The following is a 15620-nucleotide window of genomic DNA, read 5'->3' as shown; positions in this document are numbered from 1 at the left end:
ATGAATTGTGAGAATGCCGCCCCGGCTGGCTACGGGGCTGGCAATATTAGATGACGTAGGCCTTCAACGGCTCGAAGCCGTTGAACGCGACCGCCGAGTAGGTGGTTGTGTAGGCCCCGGTGCCTTCGATCAGGATCTCGTCGCCAATCGAAAGGGAGATCGGCAGCGGATAAAGATTCTTCTCGTAGAGCACGTCTGCCGAATCGCAGGTCGGGCCGGCAATCACGCAAGGCTCCATCTCGTCGCCGTCGCGCTCGGTCCGGATCGGGTAACGAATGGCTTCGTCCATCGTCTCGGCGAGACCGCCGAACTTGCCGATGTCGAGGAACACCCAGCGGGCTGCGTCGTTGTCCGACTTCTTCGAGATCAGCACGACCTCAGTCTTGATGACACCGGCGTTGCCGACCATGCCACGGCCCGGCTCGATGATCGTCTTCGGCAGGTTGTTGCCGAAGTGGTCACGTAGGCTCTGGTAGATCGCACGACCGTAAGCTTCCGCCGACGGAACATCACGCAGATACTTGGTCGGGAAGCCGCCGCCCATGTTGACCATCTGCAGGTGGATGCCCTGCTTGGCCAGCTGAACGAAGACGCGCTTGGCGTCGGCGAGAGCCGAATCCCAGGCATCGACCTTGGTCATCTGCGAACCGACGTGGAACGACACACCGTAGGACTCGAGGCCGAGCTGATGCGCGTAGACGAGAACGTCCACAGCCATCTGCGGGACGCAGCCGAACTTGCGCGACAGCGGCCATTCAGCACCTTCACCATCCGTCAGGACGCGGCAGAACACGCGGGCGCCGGGAGCGGCACGCGAGATCTTCTCGACTTCCTCGTGGCTGTCGACCGCAAAGAGGCTGACGCCGAGCGCATGCGCGCGGGCAACGTCGCGTTCCTTCTTGATCGTGTTGCCGAAGGAAATACGGGCAGCGGTTGCACCGGCATTGAGCGCCATTTCGATTTCAGCGACTGACGCGCAATCGAAGCTCGAGCCCATGTCGGCGAGCAGCTTCAGGACTTCCGGAGCCGGGTTTGCCTTGACGGCGTAGTAGATCGCGCTGTCCGGCATGGCGTGACGGAAAGCAGAGAAATTATCGCGCACGACGTCGAGGTCGACCACGAGGCAGGGACCGTCGGGACGTCGGGTTGCGAGAAAGTCGCGGATGCGCTGGGTGGTCATATCGATTCCCTCTTCCAATTCCAGAGCTCCGGAAAACCGGAGGACAAAGGGCAATCAATCGCTCGCATAGGAACCAGCCGGTGGAGACCCCGGAACCTTAGCAAGCGCTTGATAGCGCAAATGATGGATCAACGCCGCGAAAGCGACATGGATCCGGCTTTGTCTGCCATGGATTGGAGGGAGTTCCCTACCGCACTTCCGGCAATGAAGGTGTGCCTCTTCAGTAACCCCCGCTGATGGAAAGCAGGGAGAGAACAAAAAGGCCCGCACCGTCGTTGCTTCAGGCGTCCTCGCATTTTCCGGTTGGCCAGAATAGCGACTGGAGGGGTTAATTCCAGGTACCTTACCGATTTCCTCACCAATTCGAGGGTTCGGCGGACACCCATGGGCACGTGCGACTTTGGGCTGACCACGAGATAGGAATATTCGCCGTCATAATCAAGCGGTTTTTTCGCATCTCCCGGCAGAAAATATTTGAACAATACACCGCAATTTGTTCAACGTGGTAAAACGGCCCGCAACCGACTGATTTGAATGGTGGTTCGGCGCTTTTTCAGGAGATCGTCATGGACACCCTCACCCGCATCCGCGCCTTCATCGATGTCGTTGAAGCAGAAGGCTTTTCGGCTGCGGCGAGGCGCACCGGCCGCTCCAAGGCGCTTTTGTCGAAATATGTGCGTGAATTGGAGGACGAGCTCGGCGCCCTGCTGCTGAACCGGACGACCCGCCAATTCTCCATGACCGAGGCCGGTCATACCTACTACCGCACGGCATCCGACATCCTGAAGGAGATCGACAACCTCGCCGATCTCGTGCGCGAGAATAACGCCCAACTGAAGGGCCGACTGAAGGTCTCGGTGCCACGCACCTTCGTCGATGCCGAGGTCGGCCAGTCGCTGATCGACTTCGCCAAGGAAAACCCGGATCTCGCGCTGGAGATCGCCGCGGACGACCGATTCGTCGATCTCATCGAGGAAGGCTTCGATGTCGCCATTCGCGTGACCAAGCTCGAGGACTCCGGCATGATCGCCCGCAAGATCTCGGATTTCCGCGTCCATCTTTGCGCGACACCCGACTTCGTGGAGCGCCATCCGGATCTTGCCCACCCATCGGATCTGTCGAACGTCCCCTTCATCGTCGACACCAACTCGCGCAGCCAGGGCAGCATTCGCTTCTACAATCCGGACAGCACATCTTTTGCCGTTGCGGTGACAGGCCCCATGGAGGTCAACAGCCCACATGCGACGCTGCGCGCCGCACTGTCAGGCATCGGCGTCGCGCTGATTCCCGATTTCATCGCCCGCAAGCCGATCGAGAGCGGCGAGCTGGTGACGCTGTTCAACGATTACATTCCGACCGATCGCGGTATCTATGCCGTCTACCCCCATCGCCGCTACTTGCCGGCCAAGGTCCGCATCTTCGTCGACTACCTTCACAATTGGTTCAAGAAGCATTCCTGACCGCTTCCCGTCTGGGGCCGGTCCCAATTCCGTCCCATTTACTGGCGAGGAATCAGGTGAGTTTGGGATCCCGCAGTAAGAGCACGCATGAAGAAATCGACATTCCTGATGGCGTCGCTCCTGTCGCTTTTGCCAGCCGCAGCCTTTGCACACCCGCATGTGTTTGTCGAAGCGCGGCTGGAGGTCGTCGCCGATGACGACGGCAACGTTGCTGAACTGCGCAACGTCTGGCGCTTCGACGAGGTCTTCTCGTCGTCCGTCGTGATGGATTTCGACAAGAACACCGATCTGAAGCTGGACCCGAACGAGCTGGCCGAGGTCGGCAAGACCGTGCGGGATTCGCTGGTCGACTACGACTACTACATGAACCTTACGTTGAACGGTAAGAATATAAAGGTCGAGAAGCCCGACCTGATCCATGTGGACTACAAGCAGGGTCAGTTGCTGATGTTCTTCGCCGTCAAGCCGGCGGAAAAGATGCCGCTCAAGGGAGGCCTTACCTTCGGTGTCTACGACCCGACGCTCTACACCTCGATCGACTTCCCGACCGACAACGAACTGGTTCTGGTCGGCGACGGGTTCAAAAGTTGCAAGCACCAGGTCGTCCGCCCCGATGCCGACCAGGTGATCGCCGAGAACAAGCAGTCCTTGACCGACGCTTTCTTCAACGACCCGACGGGGACGAACATGTCGAAGCTCTTCGCGACGCGACTGGATCTCACATGCTGAGACACCGGCTTCGGCCGATTGCGCTCGGCGCCGCATTCGTGCTGGTCGCGGGCATGGCCGTTGCGCATGCGCAGTCGCCGCTCGGCATCGGCACATCGGAACCGAGCTTCCAGCCGACGGGCGGCCCGCTTGCTCCCCTCCTCCTCTATGTCAATGCACAGCAGCAGGCCTTCTATCGTGCCCTGACGGGTGCGCTGCGAGCCATGCGTGCGGATTCCTGGCATCTCTGGGCGCTGATCGGCCTCTCCTTCGCCTATGGCGTCTTTCACGCCGCCGGCCCCGGGCACGGTAAGGCTGTTATCTCCTCCTACATGATCGCCAATGAGATCGAGCTGAAACGCGGCGTATCCATCTCCTTCGTCTCCGCCTTCCTCCAGGGATTTGTCGCAATCGCACTTGTCGGCGGCGCATGGCTGGTGCTGCGCGGCACCGGCATAAGCCTGACGGCCGCGACGCAGGCGATGGAGATCGCCAGCTTCATCCTGGTCATCCTCTTCGGTTGCTGGCTGTTGTTCCGCAAGCTGCGGGGGATCATTGCAGGCATGCCACGCCGTGAGGTCATGGCAACGTCGTCTGGCCCCGTCAGCATGATGCTGGACTGGCAGGACAATGCAGCGCAGAAGCAAGGTTCGAGCTACGCCTTCGGTGAAGCGCAGGCGCTCAGAGCCGGGCACAAGTTCATTGCCGGCATGGCCTGCGAGACCTGCGGCCAATCGCACATGCCCGATCCGTCCCTGCTTAAGGCCGAGAAGTTCAATGTCCGCGAAGCCTGGTCGGCCATCATCGCCGTTGGCTTACGCCCCTGCTCGGGCGCGCTGCTGGTCATGACATTCTCGCTGCTGAACGGCCTCTATCTCGGCGGCGTGCTATCGGTGATCGCGATGTCGCTTGGCACCGCGATAACGGTCGCGATGCTGGCAACACTCGCGGTCACTGCCAAAGGCACTGCGATGCGCCTCGCCGGGCGCGGCTCAGCCGCGTCGGTGTGGATCGGGAATACGATCGAAATCCTAGGCGCCCTGCTGGTGATTGCCATGGGCGCACTGCTACTCGGCGCCTCGCTACAGGGCTAGAGCCTACGGCGCTATTTACCGCGCTGGCGCTGATATCTCGCCCTCAGCCAGAAGACGACGAAAAAAGCCAGAACCAGGCACGCGCCGACACCAGCCGCCAGATACGGCGAGTAGCTGCCAAGTGCGAGAATGATGGCCGGCATGAAATAGAGCACGAGGCCGGCGGCCATAAGGATGATGGCCGCCGCAATTGCCTGCGAACGGCCTTCCGATCTCGGATCCGTCACTCTGCCGATTCCTTGGTCAGCTCGGCGCGGATTTCCTCCAGCCGCCGCTTCTGCTTGCCGTCTGCATCAAAATTGCTGGGAGACAGCCAGGCCTCGAACGCTGCGTTCAGGACAGGCCATTCGGAATCGAGCATCGAAAACCAGGCCGTATCGCGATTGCGGCCCTTGGAAATCATGTGCTGGCGGAACACGCCTTCGTAGGTGAAACCGTAGCGGGCCGCCGTCGTCTTGCTCGCCTCGTTCAGATTGTCGCATTTCCACTCGTAGCGCCGGTAACCGAGATCCTCGAAGACATGCTTGGCCATCAGATAGTGAACTTCGGTGGAGAGCGGCGAGCGCTTCATGTCGGCACCGTGCGCGACGCCGCCGACCTCGACCACGCCATTGGCCGGATCGGCCCGCATGTAGTTCGCCATGCCGACGATCTTGCCGGAGCTGTTGTCGCGGAAGACATGCGTCAGCCAACCCGATTTGGCGACAGACTGAAGCCAGGCGGCGAAGTCCTCGGTACCTGTAAAATCGGGCTGCGAGAAGTAGCGCAGCAAGGGATTGATGGCCATGCCGCCAAGTCCGTCCCACAACGCCTGCAGATGCTGCTCGCGGACATAAGGTTCGACGGTGACAAAACGCCCCCTGAGGGTCACCGGCTGGGGTGCCGGACAGCCCTTGAAATTCGATAGATCGCGCATACGCTCCTCCGGGTAAGGAGACATGGCTTAGGCCAGCCGCCTGGGAAAGGCAACTGGCCGAATGATGCTTTTAGAGGCTGACCTTGGCGGAGGACACCGTCGCCTCGATGTGGTCGACCAAAGCATCGGGAAGGCCAAGGCGACCAGCCAGCAGGTCGAGATAGCCGCGCTCGGCGCGCGAATCCGGCTCAATGGTCAGGCGTGACGCGGTGTAGAGCTCCACCCGCTGCTCCTCAGTCTCGGCGGCGGCAACCAGTGCGTCGAGATCCGTCGGCAGCGACAACTCCCGTTCGATGAAGAAGGCGGCTTCGGCGGCGACATCCGCGGCCCTGATCTTCTCGAGGATGAGGGCGCGTTCGTCATCGTTGACATGGCCATCGGCCTTGGCCGCGGCGATCATGGCGCGGATGAGAACGAGGACGAATTCGTTGCTTTGGGCGGGGGAACCGGTGCTGAAGCCGGAGTCAGCGGGGGGCGGCAGCACGGCCGTCCTTGGTGGGGGCGCATCGGACGGAGTAGCCGGCGCCTGCCCTGCCTGATAATTCTTATAGGCCTGATAGCCGAGACCGGCGATCGCAGCGAGACCGCCGATAGTAAGCGCATTGCCGGAAATGCTGCGTCCAGCCTTGGTCCCGAGCAGAACGGTTGCCAGCGCACCGGCTTTCCACGGATTGTCCTTGGCCATCTGGATCGCGTCGCCCGCCCGGTCCTTGACGGTACCGCCGACACCCGGCACCTGCGAACCCAGAAACTGCTCAAGAAGCTTCTTCGCGTCGATCATTCCTCATCATCTCCCTGTCTAGAGGCCAAATGGGAGATAGGTGCTGACGCCCAAAATACAAATGCAGGCGGAAATTCCGCCTGCATCAAATGCCGTTTATCCTGGAATCAAGCCTTCAGTGCAGCGGCTTCCGACGCGAGCTTGGTGATGCCGGCCCAATCGCCCGCAGCAACCAATTCCTTCGGAGCCACCCAGGAGCCGCCGACGCAGATAACGTTCGGCAGCGACAGGTAATCCATCGCATTCTTCAGCGAGATGCCGCCGGTCGGGCAGAAGACTGTACCTGCGAGCGGCGAAGACAGCGCCTTGAGATAGGCAGCGCCGCCAGCCTGTTCTGCCGGGAAGAACTTCAGCACCTTGTAGCCTTCCTCGCGCAGCGCCATGACCTCGCTTGCGGTCGCAGCACCCGGCAGCAGCGGAACGGAGGAATTGCGGGCCGCATCCAGCAGCTCCTGCGTCGCGCCCGGGCTAACGACGAATTTCGAGCCGGCAGCGACCGCGGCATCCCAATGGGCGGCGTTGAGAATGGTGCCGGCACCCACCTCAGCGCCTTCGACCTCGTCGGCAACGGCGCGAACGGCATCGAGGGCGGCTGGCGTGCGCATGGTGATTTCGATCGCCTTCAGGCCGCCTGCGACAAGAGCACGCGCCAGCGAAACCGCGGACTTGACGTCATCGACGATCAGAACCGGTACAACAGGCTGAAGTTTCAGGATGGAAAGGAGCTTTTCTGTCTTTTCGCCCATGGCCGCGTGATCCTTTTGAAACGATTGAATTCGGGTCTCGAAATACCTCCAAGGGTGCGCTTTGTCGAGACAAAACCTATCCTCGTAACAGAATGGGTACCCATAGCGGGAAAATTAGGCTAGCGTAATAAAATCGTCACAAAAGGTCATCGGAAATGGCGAAAGAAATCGAGCGGAAGTTTCTAGTACGCAGCGATGCATGGCGTTCCGAAGCCGAGACGAAATCGAAGCTACGGCAGGGCTACATTGCCTCCATGGACGACCGATCGGTCCGCATTCGTGTGCTGGATGACAAGAAAGCACGGCTGACGGTCAAGATAGGCCGCAGCACGATGACGCGCGACGAATTCGAGTACGATATCCCTGTTGGCGACGCTGAAGAGCTCTTGAAGGAGGCAGTCGGCATTGTCATCGAGAAGACGCGCCACCGCGTCCCCCATGATGGTTTTGTCTGGGAGGTCGATGTCTTCGCCGGCGAGCACCACGGACTGGTAATCGCAGAAGTCGAAATGGATTCGGAAGACGACAATCCAACGCTGCCCGCCTGGATCGGCCGTGAAGTTACAGGTGATTTCCGCTACTCAAATCAGGCCCTTGCCACCGAATTCGAGCACGATAGGCATGCCTTTTCGCATACGGCCTGACCACCATCTCACAGACGAATTTCGTAGAGCGGCCGCTGGCCACCTGCGAGAGGCGATAGACATTATTGAAGAGAGGCCGAATGGCACGCACGAGGCCATCCATGACTTCCGCAAGAACCTGAAACGCGTTCGCTCGCTCTATCGCCTCGTCGCCAGGGACATCCCGGCCTTTCGCGAGCGGGAGAACGCCAGGCTCCGCGACGTCGCCAAATCCGTCTCCACAATCCGTGATGCCGCGGCGCTGATCGACACTGCCGTCTACCTGAAGGAGAACGCGCGCGATGCCGAGGAGGGTGAGACACTCGGCCGCATCGTCTCTGCACTCGAGATGCGCCGCGATCGTATGCTTGGGGCCGCCGAGAGCGGCCTGGAGCAGCGGCTATCGGAAATACCCGGCATGCTTGGGGAGGCCATCGCCGCGCTCGACACAATCGAGTTCAACGGCCGTCAGAGCAGGAATGCGCGACTGATCGCCAAAGGCTGGCGAAAAACCGTCCGCGGAGCGCAGAAAGCAATTGCCTCCTGTCACGACGAAGCCTCGGCGGAAACCTTCCATACATTGCGCAAACGGACGCAGGACTACCGCGCCTATCACACTCTTCTCCGCCCCCTGTGGCCGACGGCAATGAAGGCGAAGTACGAAGCGGCCAGCCAACTCGTTGATCTGCTCGGTCACGTCCACGATCTCGATGTGCTCTGCGAACTCGTCGAGGCAGAGCCGCACCTTTTTCCGGGTGCCGACGATCTCGCCCGTCTGCTCGACGCCATCATCTTCCGCCAGCAGGAAGATCGGAATGCAGCGCTGGACCGTGCCGAGGATGTGTTCCCGAAAGATTATGACAAGGAAGCGGACCGGATCGCGCTGCTCTGGAGGGCCGTTGCTAACCGCGACGATCCCGCCGATTGCGTTCGCGGGCCGAAACCTGTATTTCCAGCCGTATGACAGACACGCTGACCCAACCGACGGCAGCGGCGAGCCCTTTTCTCGTCGCGGCGCTTTACCATTTTGTTTCCGTGCCGCGCTTCGAAAGCCTGCGCGAGCCGCTGCAGGCACTTTGCGAAGACAATGGCGTGAAGGGTACGCTGCTTCTGGCGCACGAGGGGATCAACGGCACGATCGCCGGACCGGACGCGGGCATCAAGACAGTGCTCGCCTACCTGTGCGCGCAGCCGGAATTTGCCGCGCTCGAGCACAAGGAAAGCCACGCATCGAAGATGCCATTCCTGCGCATGAAGGTGAAGCTCAAGAAAGAGATCGTCACCATGGGCGTCGAGAACATCGATCCGAACAAGGTGGTCGGCACCTATGTCGCGCCGCAGGACTGGAATGCGCTGATCTCCGATCCCGACACGATCGTCATCGACACGCGCAACGACTATGAGACGGCAATCGGCATCTTCCGCGGTGCTGTTGACCCGAATACGAAGACCTTCCGCGAGTTTCCGGACTGGGTGCGCAACAATACCGGCCTGCACAACAAGCCGAAGATCGCCATGTATTGCACCGGCGGCATCCGCTGCGAGAAGGCAACCGCCTTCATGAAGGAGCAGGGCTTCGAGGAGGTCTATCACCTCAAGGGCGGCATCCTGAAGTATCTCGAGGAAGTCCCGCAGGAAGAAAGCCTCTGGGATGGCGCCTGCTTCGTCTTCGACGAGCGCGTCTCGGTCGAGCATGGCCTAAAGGAAGGCGAACACAAGCTTTGCCACGCCTGCCGCAATCCGATAACAGCTGAGGAGATCACCTCACCTCACTACGAGGAAGGCGTTTCCTGCAGCAACTGCTACAGCACGCGCAGCGAAGACGACCGCCTGCGCTACCGCCAGCGGCAGCATCAGATCGCGCTCGCCAAGAAGCGTGGCCAAAAGCACATCGGAACCTGATTAGGCGGCGTTGGTGCGGCGGGTGGTGACCTTTGCCGCGCGCGACCGCATCAGCCGTTCGGTGATCTGATCGGCCGGCATCGGCCGGCCAAAGAAGTAGCCCTGTAACGTATCACAGCCGAAGAGCCGCACCGCTATGCCCTGCTCTTCGGTCTCGATACCCTCGGCCGTGACCGGAATGTCGAGCGAGCGGGCAAGTGCCACCGTCGCCTGCAGCATTTCGCGTTGGCTGTCGCTTTCCAGGATGTCCATGACCAGCGAGCGGTCGATCTTGATGCGGTCGAAGCCGAACTGGCGCAGGTAGCCGATGGAAGAAAAGCCCGAGCCGAAGTCGTCGAGCGCAACCTTGACGCCGAGTGTCTTCAGTCGCTCGATCGCCTGCCGGGTACGCTGAGGGTTCTGGATCATGTAACCTTCGGTGACTTCAAGGGTCACCCGCTTGGCCTCGATCTCCGTCTGCTTCAGCACGTATCGGACATAGTCGACAAAGGCCGGGTTACGGAACTGCCCCGGAGAAACATTGACCGAGATGCGCAGTTCCGGCCATTGCTTGGCTGTCTCGCAAGCCTTGCGCAAAACAAAGAGCCCCAGCGCTTCGATAAGCCCGCTAGTTTCCGCAATGGGGATAAACACTTCAGGCGAGACCGGCCCGTGACCCGGGCGGTTCCATCGCACCAACGCCTCGACGCCCGTCATTTCATGGGTCGCAGCATCGATCAGCGGCTGATAGGCAATCTGCAAATCACCGCCTTCGATCGCCATGCGCAAATCGAGTTCCAGCGCATTGCGCTCGGCCCGGTCGGCGTCCATGGCTGGATCGTAAAGCGTCATGCGTGCACGGCCGGCTTCCTTGGCCTTGTACATGGCAAGGTCAGCCCGGCGCACCAGTTCCTCGCGGTCGATCGCACCACCCTCCGACATGGCGATGCCGATGCTTGCACCGATGACGACGACGCGCCGGCCGATCTCCAGCGGTTCTGCGAGGAAGTCCAGGATCTGCTCGGAAAGCTGCAGGGCAACGGCGTGCTCACTTTCGGAGACAAAAGCGATGGCGAACTCGTCGCCGCCGATGCGGGCGAGCACGGCGCCCACAGGAATGAGCACGTTGAGGCCAGCTGCGACCGCGCGGATCAGCTGATCGCCGGTGCCATGACCATAAGCGTCGTTGACTTCCTTGAAGCCGTCGAGATCGAGATAGAGGATGAGCACATTGCGATGCGTTTGCGCTGCCTCGGCAACGAAGGCGTCGATCGCGGTTCCAAGCCCATCTCGGTTCAACAGGCCGCTCAACCGGTCACGATTGGCTTCCTCTCGGGCAATGATTTCCTCGGCCTTGAGGCGGCGTAGCGCCAGCCAACCGATGATGAGCAGAACAATGAAGAACAAGCCGACAAGTCCGAGTGCCTTGACGACCATCGGACGAACTTCGCCATAGCCGATATCGCCGGGCCCCCGCGACAGCCAGATGAGCTTGCCGAGCATGGCCGCTTTGGCGTCGGCGATCGCCACCGAATACGGGGCTTCGAAATCAGGGGCGACCAGCTTCAAACCGTCGACCACATAGGTCGCGCCAAGTTCGGCCACCCTCTCGGAACCTAGGTGGCGGGCAAAGATGAGATAGCGATGTTTTCCCGCCGGCATATCGAGCGCGCCGGATTTCTCGCGCACCAGCGCGACGCCGACCGCCGCAATACCGGATTTGGTATCGACGAAACCTGTCGCCTCCGGTTTGTCCTGCAGGCCCGCCGCTTTCACCTTGTCGAAGAGTGACCAGAGCGCGGGCGAGAAGAAATCGTCCAGCGCGCCTTCCATCGGCTTGCCTTCCTGATAGGCCATGATCGACTTCTTCTCGTCATCGATCACGATTGCCATATCGAAGAGGGAGCTGTTGACCGACATTTCGCCGTAGTTGCTGATCGTCCAGGCCATGCCATCGGCGGCATAGACGTTCACCGCGGCATCGTCCCAGGCTGCATAATCGTTGAGCGTCGCGCCCAACTGCATCTCGAAGGTCTTCAGGGCGCCGGAGACAGTTTCACGGGAGCGCTCGTCATCCAGCACGTTGGATCGATCCGCAACGCGCTCGAGCGCGCTCAACACGAGCGTCGTGACAATTGCGACAACAATGGCAAAGGAGAAAAGCACGCCGGCGACCGTCGCATGACGACCGATGCCCGATACTTTCTTGTTGCCCCCGAAAATTGCCCGCATTCATTGCTCCCCGATCACGGAAGTCTGCCAGCCAGGGCTCAAAAAACGGTTAAGGGATCGATGTAACGATTAATCATCGGCGATTTTTTCGCCGTAACCGCTAGCCCCCAAAACGTCAGGAAAATACATTGATTACGCAATTTTTTCCGCAACTTGACGGAATGAGTCAGACGCCAACGCGATTGATTGCAGCGCAGAATTTTACAAGCACAGATACGAGAAGCCCGCTTTTCACGGCTTCGGCAAGGACGTCAGATTGTCCGCCATCCGTCTTGCCAAGCAACGAGATCTTTAGAAAAGCCTCGTCGACAAGCCGCAGCGACATCGTCTTCAGTACTTCGGTCAACTGCTCGAGGGCGAAATCGCCGCGATGCGAGGCATGCGCAATCATTGCGGGCTTGAACGGCACTTCGTCGCGGGAAACGAGCCAATCAAGCGCGTTCTTCAATCCCCCGGGCAGGCCATGGGCATATTCCGGACATGCGACGATAATGCCGTTGGCCGCACGGATCTTGGCTGCAAACTCTTCGACGATCGCTGGCGTGTTCTCGCCCTCGCGGTCCGGGTTGAAGATCGGCAGCTCGCCGATCAGCTCGCAGATCTCGACTACGACGCCTGCGGGCGCATTATCCCGCAGGGCTTCGAGCAACCGGCGATTGGTCGAAGCCTTTCGCTGGCTGCCGCAGAGCGCATAGAGGAAGAGCGGCTTTCCCATGCGCACGGTTTAAGCCACGGCGCCGATTCGCGCCATGCGCTCGTCAGCTGCTCTTGTGGTTGCCCTTCGGGAACTGTGCCGCAAGTTCGCTGTACCACTTGCCGCTCTTCTTTACCGTGCGGACCTGGGTCTCGTAATCAACATGCACGAGGCCGAACCGCATCCGGTAGCCCTCGGCCCATTCGAAATTGTCCATCAGGCTCCAGGCGAAGTAGCCGCGCATCGGATACCCGTCCTTGATCAGGTCGGCGACGGTATCGAGGTGCTCGCTGTAATAGTCGAGGCGCGGCTGGTCGTCGACCTCGCCGTTGACGACGTCCATGTTGTAGCAGGCGCCGTTCTCGGTGATGTAGCACTCCGGCAGCTCGTAGCGGCGATAGAGATCCTCGACGACGTTCTTCAGGCCAGGCGCATACACTTCCCAGCCGATATCGGTCTTCACGTCGCTGACGCGTGGCGCCTCGACAGTCCAGGGGAAGTCGCCGTTCTTTGCCGGATCATCAGCAACTCGCAACGGCGTGTAATAGTTGAGGCCCCACCAGTCGAGCTTCTGATTGATGATCTTGAGATCACCCTCTTCCACAACGGGCATGCGCTCGCCGAGTGCTTCCAGGAACTCCTTCGGGTACTCGCCCTTGAAGACCGGATCGAAGAAGGCGCCGTTGTGGAACTGGTGCGCGCGTTCGCCAGCCGCAATGTCGGCAGCGCTGTCGGAGCCCGGCATGACGGACATGGCGTTGAGCACGAGGCCTACAGGCACGTTGGGCGCTTCCGCGCGGATCGCTTCGACGCCGAGGCCATGCGCGAGATTCATGTGGTGCATGGCGTGAAGCGCTGCCTGCATATTGCGTTCGCCCGGCGCATGAATGCCATAGAGATGGCTGAGCCAGACGATGCACCATGGCTCGTTGAAGGTCGCGACGCTATCGAGGCGGTCGCCGAGGCGGGCCATCACTGTCTTGGCGTAGCGCTGGAATGCATAGGTCGTCGAGCGCGCCGTCCAGCCGCCGTCGCCGGCGAGAAGCAGCGGCAGATCCCAATGGTAAAGCGTTGCGAAGGTCTTGATGCCACGCGCCTTGCAGCCATCGACGAGACGATCGTAGAAATCGAGGCCCGCCTCGTTTACCGGGCCGGTACCATCAGGAATGATGCGCGGCCAGGCGATCGAGAAGCGGTAGGCGTCGACGCCCATGGACTTGATGAGATCGAGGTCCTGATCGAGCCTGTTATAGTGATCGCAGGCGACATCGCCATTGTCGCGGTTGAATACGCGACCCGGCATGTTGCAGAAGGCATCCCAGATGGAGGGCTTGCGGCCGTCTGCCTTGGAAGCGCCTTCAATCTGAAACGCCGCCGTCGCAACGCCGAACGTGAAATCGCCCGGGAAGCGGGCAGCAAGGGTCTTCGGATCGATCATGAAAATCCCGTTCTTCATGGTTTCAAGAGGCGGTTTAGCCAAGCGGACCGATGTTGTACAGCGTGGAAATGACAATGCTGTAACGTTTCAGGTTAGCCGTTCCGGGGGCGCCTTGCGCATCAGGCGCTCCCGCCTTGCATTGCGCGCCCTTTCGCGAAACAACCCTCCCATGAGCATTCCCACCACACACCCCTTCGCCTTTAACCCCACCTACGGCATGACCCTTGCCGACCTCCGAGCGATCGTTCCGCCCGAAGCGCCGCCGGGGTTCGATGCGTTCTGGCAGGCCCGATACGAAAGAGCGATCGCCACGGACCCGCAGCCGGTGCTTCGAAAGAGCACCCTGACGCATCCCGACTGGCAGGTCCTCGACATCACCTACACCTCGACCGGTGGATTCGAGATCGGCGGCTGGCTGCTCCTGCCACGGCGGCTGCCGGTGGGCCGCGGATTGGTGGTGGGCCACGGCTATGGCGGCCGCGATGCGCCCGATTTCGACCTGCCTGTCGAGGAAGCTGCCATTTTCTTCCCCTGCGCCCGTGGCCTGTCGCTCAGCGCCCGCCCGCCCATTCCGGCCGATGCGTCGGGGCATGTCCTGCAGGGTATCGACAACCCGAACACCTACATCATCGGCGGCTGCGTCGATGATCTCTGGCTTGCCGTCTCGTCGCTTCTCACACYTTATCCATGGCTCTCAGGCCACATCGGCTACAGCGGCGTCAGCTTCGGCGGCGGCATCGGCGCGCTGGCGATCCCGTTCGATCCGCGCATCGATCGCGGCCACCTCGTCGTCCCGACCTTCGGCGACCGGGAGCTATGGCTGACGCTACCGACCGTCGGCAGCGCAGATTCCGTGCAGACATACCAGACGACACATGGAAGCGTTCTCGAGACCCTGCGGATGTTCGACGCAGCCAGTGCCGCAAGCCGGATCGAGGTGCCGATGCTCGCAGCCGTCGCCCTCTTCGACCCCGCCGTCGCGCCGCCCTGCCAGTTCGCGGTGGCCAACGCCCTTCCGACATCAAAATATAATGAAACCTTCATATTGGATGCGGGGCACTTCGATTATCCCGGCAGCACTGAGCAGAACGCGGTACTGCGCGAGAAAGTCCGAGATTTCTTCAAGGTGTTATGAACCGGGAATATCTGCGCTGGCATAGTCCACGCCTGCATCGCGAGATGGAACTGCTGGTGTTCGGCCATGCCGGCGCCAAGGTCCTGATGTTTCCGACCCGCGAGGGACGTTTCTGGGAATACGAAAGGCTCGGCGTGGTCGAAAGCCTTTCCGACAAGCTGCAAGCCGGCCAGCTGCAGCTCTATTGCATCGAGGAGCTGGCCACAGAGACCTTCTACGGCTTCGACCGGCATCCGGCTGACCGAATCCGCCGCCACACGGCCTTCGAAGACTATATCCTGAACGAAGCCCTGCCGCTGATGGCATCGAATAACGGACATGAGTGCACCATCGTGCATGGCTGCAGCCTCGGCGCCTTCCAGGCCGCCAGCCTGGTCTTCCGGCATCCGCATCTGTTCCGCAAGCTGGTTGCCTTCTCCGGCCGCTACGACCTGACGATCAGGGTCGACTCCTTCGGCGATCTGTTCGACGGCTATTACGACGACACGGTCTATTTCCACACGCCGACGCACTTCCTGCCGGGGCTAAACGGCGGCTGGCAGCTGGATAAGCTGCGCGAGGTCGAGATCGTCCTGACCATCGGTGACGCCGACCCCTTCCTCGACAACAACTATCACCTCAGCCGGCTGCTGGCGGAGAAGCAGGTCGGCCACCAGCTGCATGTCTGGGAAGGCCGCGCTCACCGGGCAGGCGCCTGGCGCAAGATGGCCGGCCTTTACATCTGACCCCGCA

The 15620-nt window shown here is 60.8% G+C and carries 16 protein-coding genes; 8 read left to right on the top strand and 8 right to left on the bottom strand.

Going from position 1 to position 15620, the window contains the following annotated elements:
- Positions 1 to 46: 46 nt before the first annotated feature.
- Positions 47 to 1180 (bottom strand): ornithine/lysine decarboxylase, encoded by a 1134-nt coding sequence (gene odc2, locus AC1DE4_RS14745; protein WP_025658907.1) that lies wholly within the window; start codon positions 1178 to 1180, stop codon positions 47 to 49.
- A gap of 566 nt (positions 1181 to 1746) precedes the next feature.
- Here odc2 and AC1DE4_RS14740 point away from each other — a divergent pair.
- The 3 genes from AC1DE4_RS14740 to AC1DE4_RS14730 all read left to right on the top strand — a co-directional run bounded on the left by AC1DE4_RS14740 (position 1747) and on the right by AC1DE4_RS14730 (position 4442).
- Positions 1747 to 2640, top strand: a complete 894-nt coding sequence (locus AC1DE4_RS14740; RefSeq protein ID WP_018856557.1) for a LysR family transcriptional regulator — start codon at positions 1747 to 1749, stop codon at positions 2638 to 2640.
- A gap of 87 nt (positions 2641 to 2727) precedes the next feature.
- Positions 2728 to 3369 carry a DUF1007 family protein gene (locus AC1DE4_RS14735; RefSeq protein ID WP_192241462.1) on the top strand — a complete coding sequence of 214 codons (642 nt, stop codon included), beginning with the start codon at positions 2728 to 2730 and terminating at the stop codon, positions 3367 to 3369.
- On the top strand, positions 3363 to 4442 hold the full coding sequence (locus tag AC1DE4_RS14730; RefSeq protein ID WP_018856555.1) for a nickel/cobalt transporter: 1080 nt from the start codon (positions 3363 to 3365) through the stop codon (positions 4440 to 4442). Before AC1DE4_RS14735 ends, AC1DE4_RS14730 begins: the two co-directional genes overlap by 7 nt.
- An 11-nt stretch (positions 4443 to 4453) precedes the next feature.
- Here the strand turns inward: AC1DE4_RS14730 and AC1DE4_RS14725 are convergent, their stop codons facing one another.
- The 4 genes from AC1DE4_RS14725 to AC1DE4_RS14710 all read right to left on the bottom strand — a co-directional run bounded on the left by AC1DE4_RS14725 (position 4454) and on the right by AC1DE4_RS14710 (position 6885).
- Positions 4454 to 4669 (bottom strand): hypothetical protein, encoded by a 216-nt coding sequence (locus tag AC1DE4_RS14725; protein WP_018856554.1) that lies wholly within the window; start codon positions 4667 to 4669, stop codon positions 4454 to 4456.
- On the bottom strand, positions 4666 to 5358 hold the full coding sequence (locus tag AC1DE4_RS14720; protein WP_025658903.1) for a GNAT family N-acetyltransferase: 693 nt from the start codon (positions 5356 to 5358) through the stop codon (positions 4666 to 4668). Before AC1DE4_RS14720 ends, AC1DE4_RS14725 begins: the two co-directional genes overlap by 4 nt.
- Before the next feature lie 70 nt (positions 5359 to 5428).
- Positions 5429 to 6139 carry a tellurite resistance TerB family protein gene (locus tag AC1DE4_RS14715; protein ID WP_192241463.1) on the bottom strand — a complete coding sequence of 237 codons (711 nt, stop codon included), beginning with the start codon at positions 6137 to 6139 and terminating at the stop codon, positions 5429 to 5431.
- A gap of 107 nt (positions 6140 to 6246) precedes the next feature.
- Positions 6247 to 6885: a 2-dehydro-3-deoxy-phosphogluconate aldolase gene (locus AC1DE4_RS14710; RefSeq protein WP_018856551.1), complete on the bottom strand. Its 639-nt coding sequence runs from the start codon at positions 6883 to 6885 to the stop codon at positions 6247 to 6249.
- Positions 6886 to 7040: 155 nt separating this feature from the next.
- Here AC1DE4_RS14710 and AC1DE4_RS14705 point away from each other — a divergent pair, with 155 nt between their 5' ends.
- Genes AC1DE4_RS14705 through trhO form a run of 3 tightly spaced genes read left to right on the top strand, consistent with a single transcriptional unit; the run spans position 7041 to position 9410 of the window.
- On the top strand, positions 7041 to 7529 hold the full coding sequence (locus AC1DE4_RS14705; protein ID WP_018856550.1) for a CYTH domain-containing protein: 489 nt from the start codon (positions 7041 to 7043) through the stop codon (positions 7527 to 7529).
- Entirely contained in the window at positions 7507 to 8472 is a 966-nt protein-coding gene (locus AC1DE4_RS14700; RefSeq protein WP_192241464.1) for a CHAD domain-containing protein, read from the top strand. Before AC1DE4_RS14705 ends, AC1DE4_RS14700 begins: the two co-directional genes overlap by 23 nt.
- Entirely contained in the window at positions 8469 to 9410 is a 942-nt protein-coding gene (gene trhO / locus AC1DE4_RS14695) for an oxygen-dependent tRNA uridine(34) hydroxylase TrhO (RefSeq protein WP_018856547.1), read from the top strand. Before AC1DE4_RS14700 ends, trhO begins: the two co-directional genes overlap by 4 nt.
- Here trhO and AC1DE4_RS14690 read toward each other — a convergent pair whose 3' ends face one another.
- From AC1DE4_RS14690 to AC1DE4_RS14680, 3 genes are all read right to left on the bottom strand, one after another.
- Positions 9411 to 11621, bottom strand: a complete 2211-nt coding sequence (locus tag AC1DE4_RS14690; protein WP_192241465.1) for a bifunctional diguanylate cyclase/phosphodiesterase — start codon at positions 11619 to 11621, stop codon at positions 9411 to 9413.
- 166 nt (positions 11622 to 11787) lie between these two features.
- Entirely contained in the window at positions 11788 to 12336 is a 549-nt protein-coding gene (locus tag AC1DE4_RS14685) for an NADPH-dependent FMN reductase (RefSeq protein ID WP_192241497.1), read from the bottom strand.
- 43 nt (positions 12337 to 12379) lie between these two features.
- Positions 12380 to 13753 (bottom strand): GH1 family beta-glucosidase, encoded by a 1374-nt coding sequence (locus tag AC1DE4_RS14680; RefSeq protein WP_192241466.1) that lies wholly within the window; start codon positions 13751 to 13753, stop codon positions 12380 to 12382.
- 169 nt (positions 13754 to 13922) lie between these two features.
- Here AC1DE4_RS14680 and AC1DE4_RS14675 point away from each other — a divergent pair, with 169 nt between their 5' ends.
- Both AC1DE4_RS14675 and AC1DE4_RS14670 read left to right on the top strand, forming a co-directional pair.
- Positions 13923 to 14888, top strand: a complete 966-nt coding sequence (locus tag AC1DE4_RS14675; protein WP_477881838.1) for an acetylxylan esterase — start codon at positions 13923 to 13925, stop codon at positions 14886 to 14888.
- Positions 14885 to 15613: an esterase family protein gene (locus tag AC1DE4_RS14670; RefSeq protein ID WP_192241468.1), complete on the top strand. Its 729-nt coding sequence runs from the start codon at positions 14885 to 14887 to the stop codon at positions 15611 to 15613. Before AC1DE4_RS14675 ends, AC1DE4_RS14670 begins: the two co-directional genes overlap by 4 nt.
- Positions 15614 to 15620: the final 7 nt, after the last annotated feature.

The organism is Rhizobium sp. 10N414 (genome assembly GCF_056394785.1).
This window is presented reverse-complemented; position numbering and strand designations above follow the sequence as displayed.

Bases quoted from the DNA above. Each gene is read 5' to 3' on its own strand.
- odc2 (WP_025658907.1), bottom strand. From the start codon at position 1,180: ATGACCACCCAGCGCATCCGCGACTTTCTCGCAACCCGACGTCCCGAC.
- AC1DE4_RS14705 (WP_018856550.1), top strand. From the start codon at position 7,041: ATGGCGAAAGAAATCGAGCGGAAGTTTCTAGTACGCAGCGATGCATGG.
- trhO (WP_018856547.1), top strand. From the start codon at position 8,469: ATGACAGACACGCTGACCCAACCGACGGCAGCGGCGAGCCCTTTTCTC.
- AC1DE4_RS14690 (WP_192241465.1), bottom strand. From the start codon at position 11,621: ATGCGGGCAATTTTCGGGGGCAACAAGAAAGTATCGGGCATCGGTCGT.
- AC1DE4_RS14680 (WP_192241466.1), bottom strand. From the start codon at position 13,753: ATGATCGATCCGAAGACCCTTGCTGCCCGCTTCCCGGGCGATTTCACG.
- AC1DE4_RS14670 (WP_192241468.1), top strand. From the start codon at position 14,885: ATGAACCGGGAATATCTGCGCTGGCATAGTCCACGCCTGCATCGCGAG.
- AC1DE4_RS14710 (WP_018856551.1), bottom strand. From the start codon at position 6,885: ATGGGCGAAAAGACAGAAAAGCTCCTTTCCATCCTGAAACTTCAGCCT.
- AC1DE4_RS14720 (WP_025658903.1), bottom strand. From the start codon at position 5,358: ATGCGCGATCTATCGAATTTCAAGGGCTGTCCGGCACCCCAGCCGGTG.
- AC1DE4_RS14730 (WP_018856555.1), top strand. From the start codon at position 3,363: ATGCTGAGACACCGGCTTCGGCCGATTGCGCTCGGCGCCGCATTCGTG.
- AC1DE4_RS14715 (WP_192241463.1), bottom strand. From the start codon at position 6,139: ATGATCGACGCGAAGAAGCTTCTTGAGCAGTTTCTGGGTTCGCAGGTG.
- AC1DE4_RS14735 (WP_192241462.1), top strand. From the start codon at position 2,728: ATGAAGAAATCGACATTCCTGATGGCGTCGCTCCTGTCGCTTTTGCCA.
- AC1DE4_RS14685 (WP_192241497.1), bottom strand. From the start codon at position 12,336: ATGGGAAAGCCGCTCTTCCTCTATGCGCTCTGCGGCAGCCAGCGAAAG.
- AC1DE4_RS14700 (WP_192241464.1), top strand. From the start codon at position 7,507: ATGCCTTTTCGCATACGGCCTGACCACCATCTCACAGACGAATTTCGT.
- AC1DE4_RS14740 (WP_018856557.1), top strand. From the start codon at position 1,747: ATGGACACCCTCACCCGCATCCGCGCCTTCATCGATGTCGTTGAAGCA.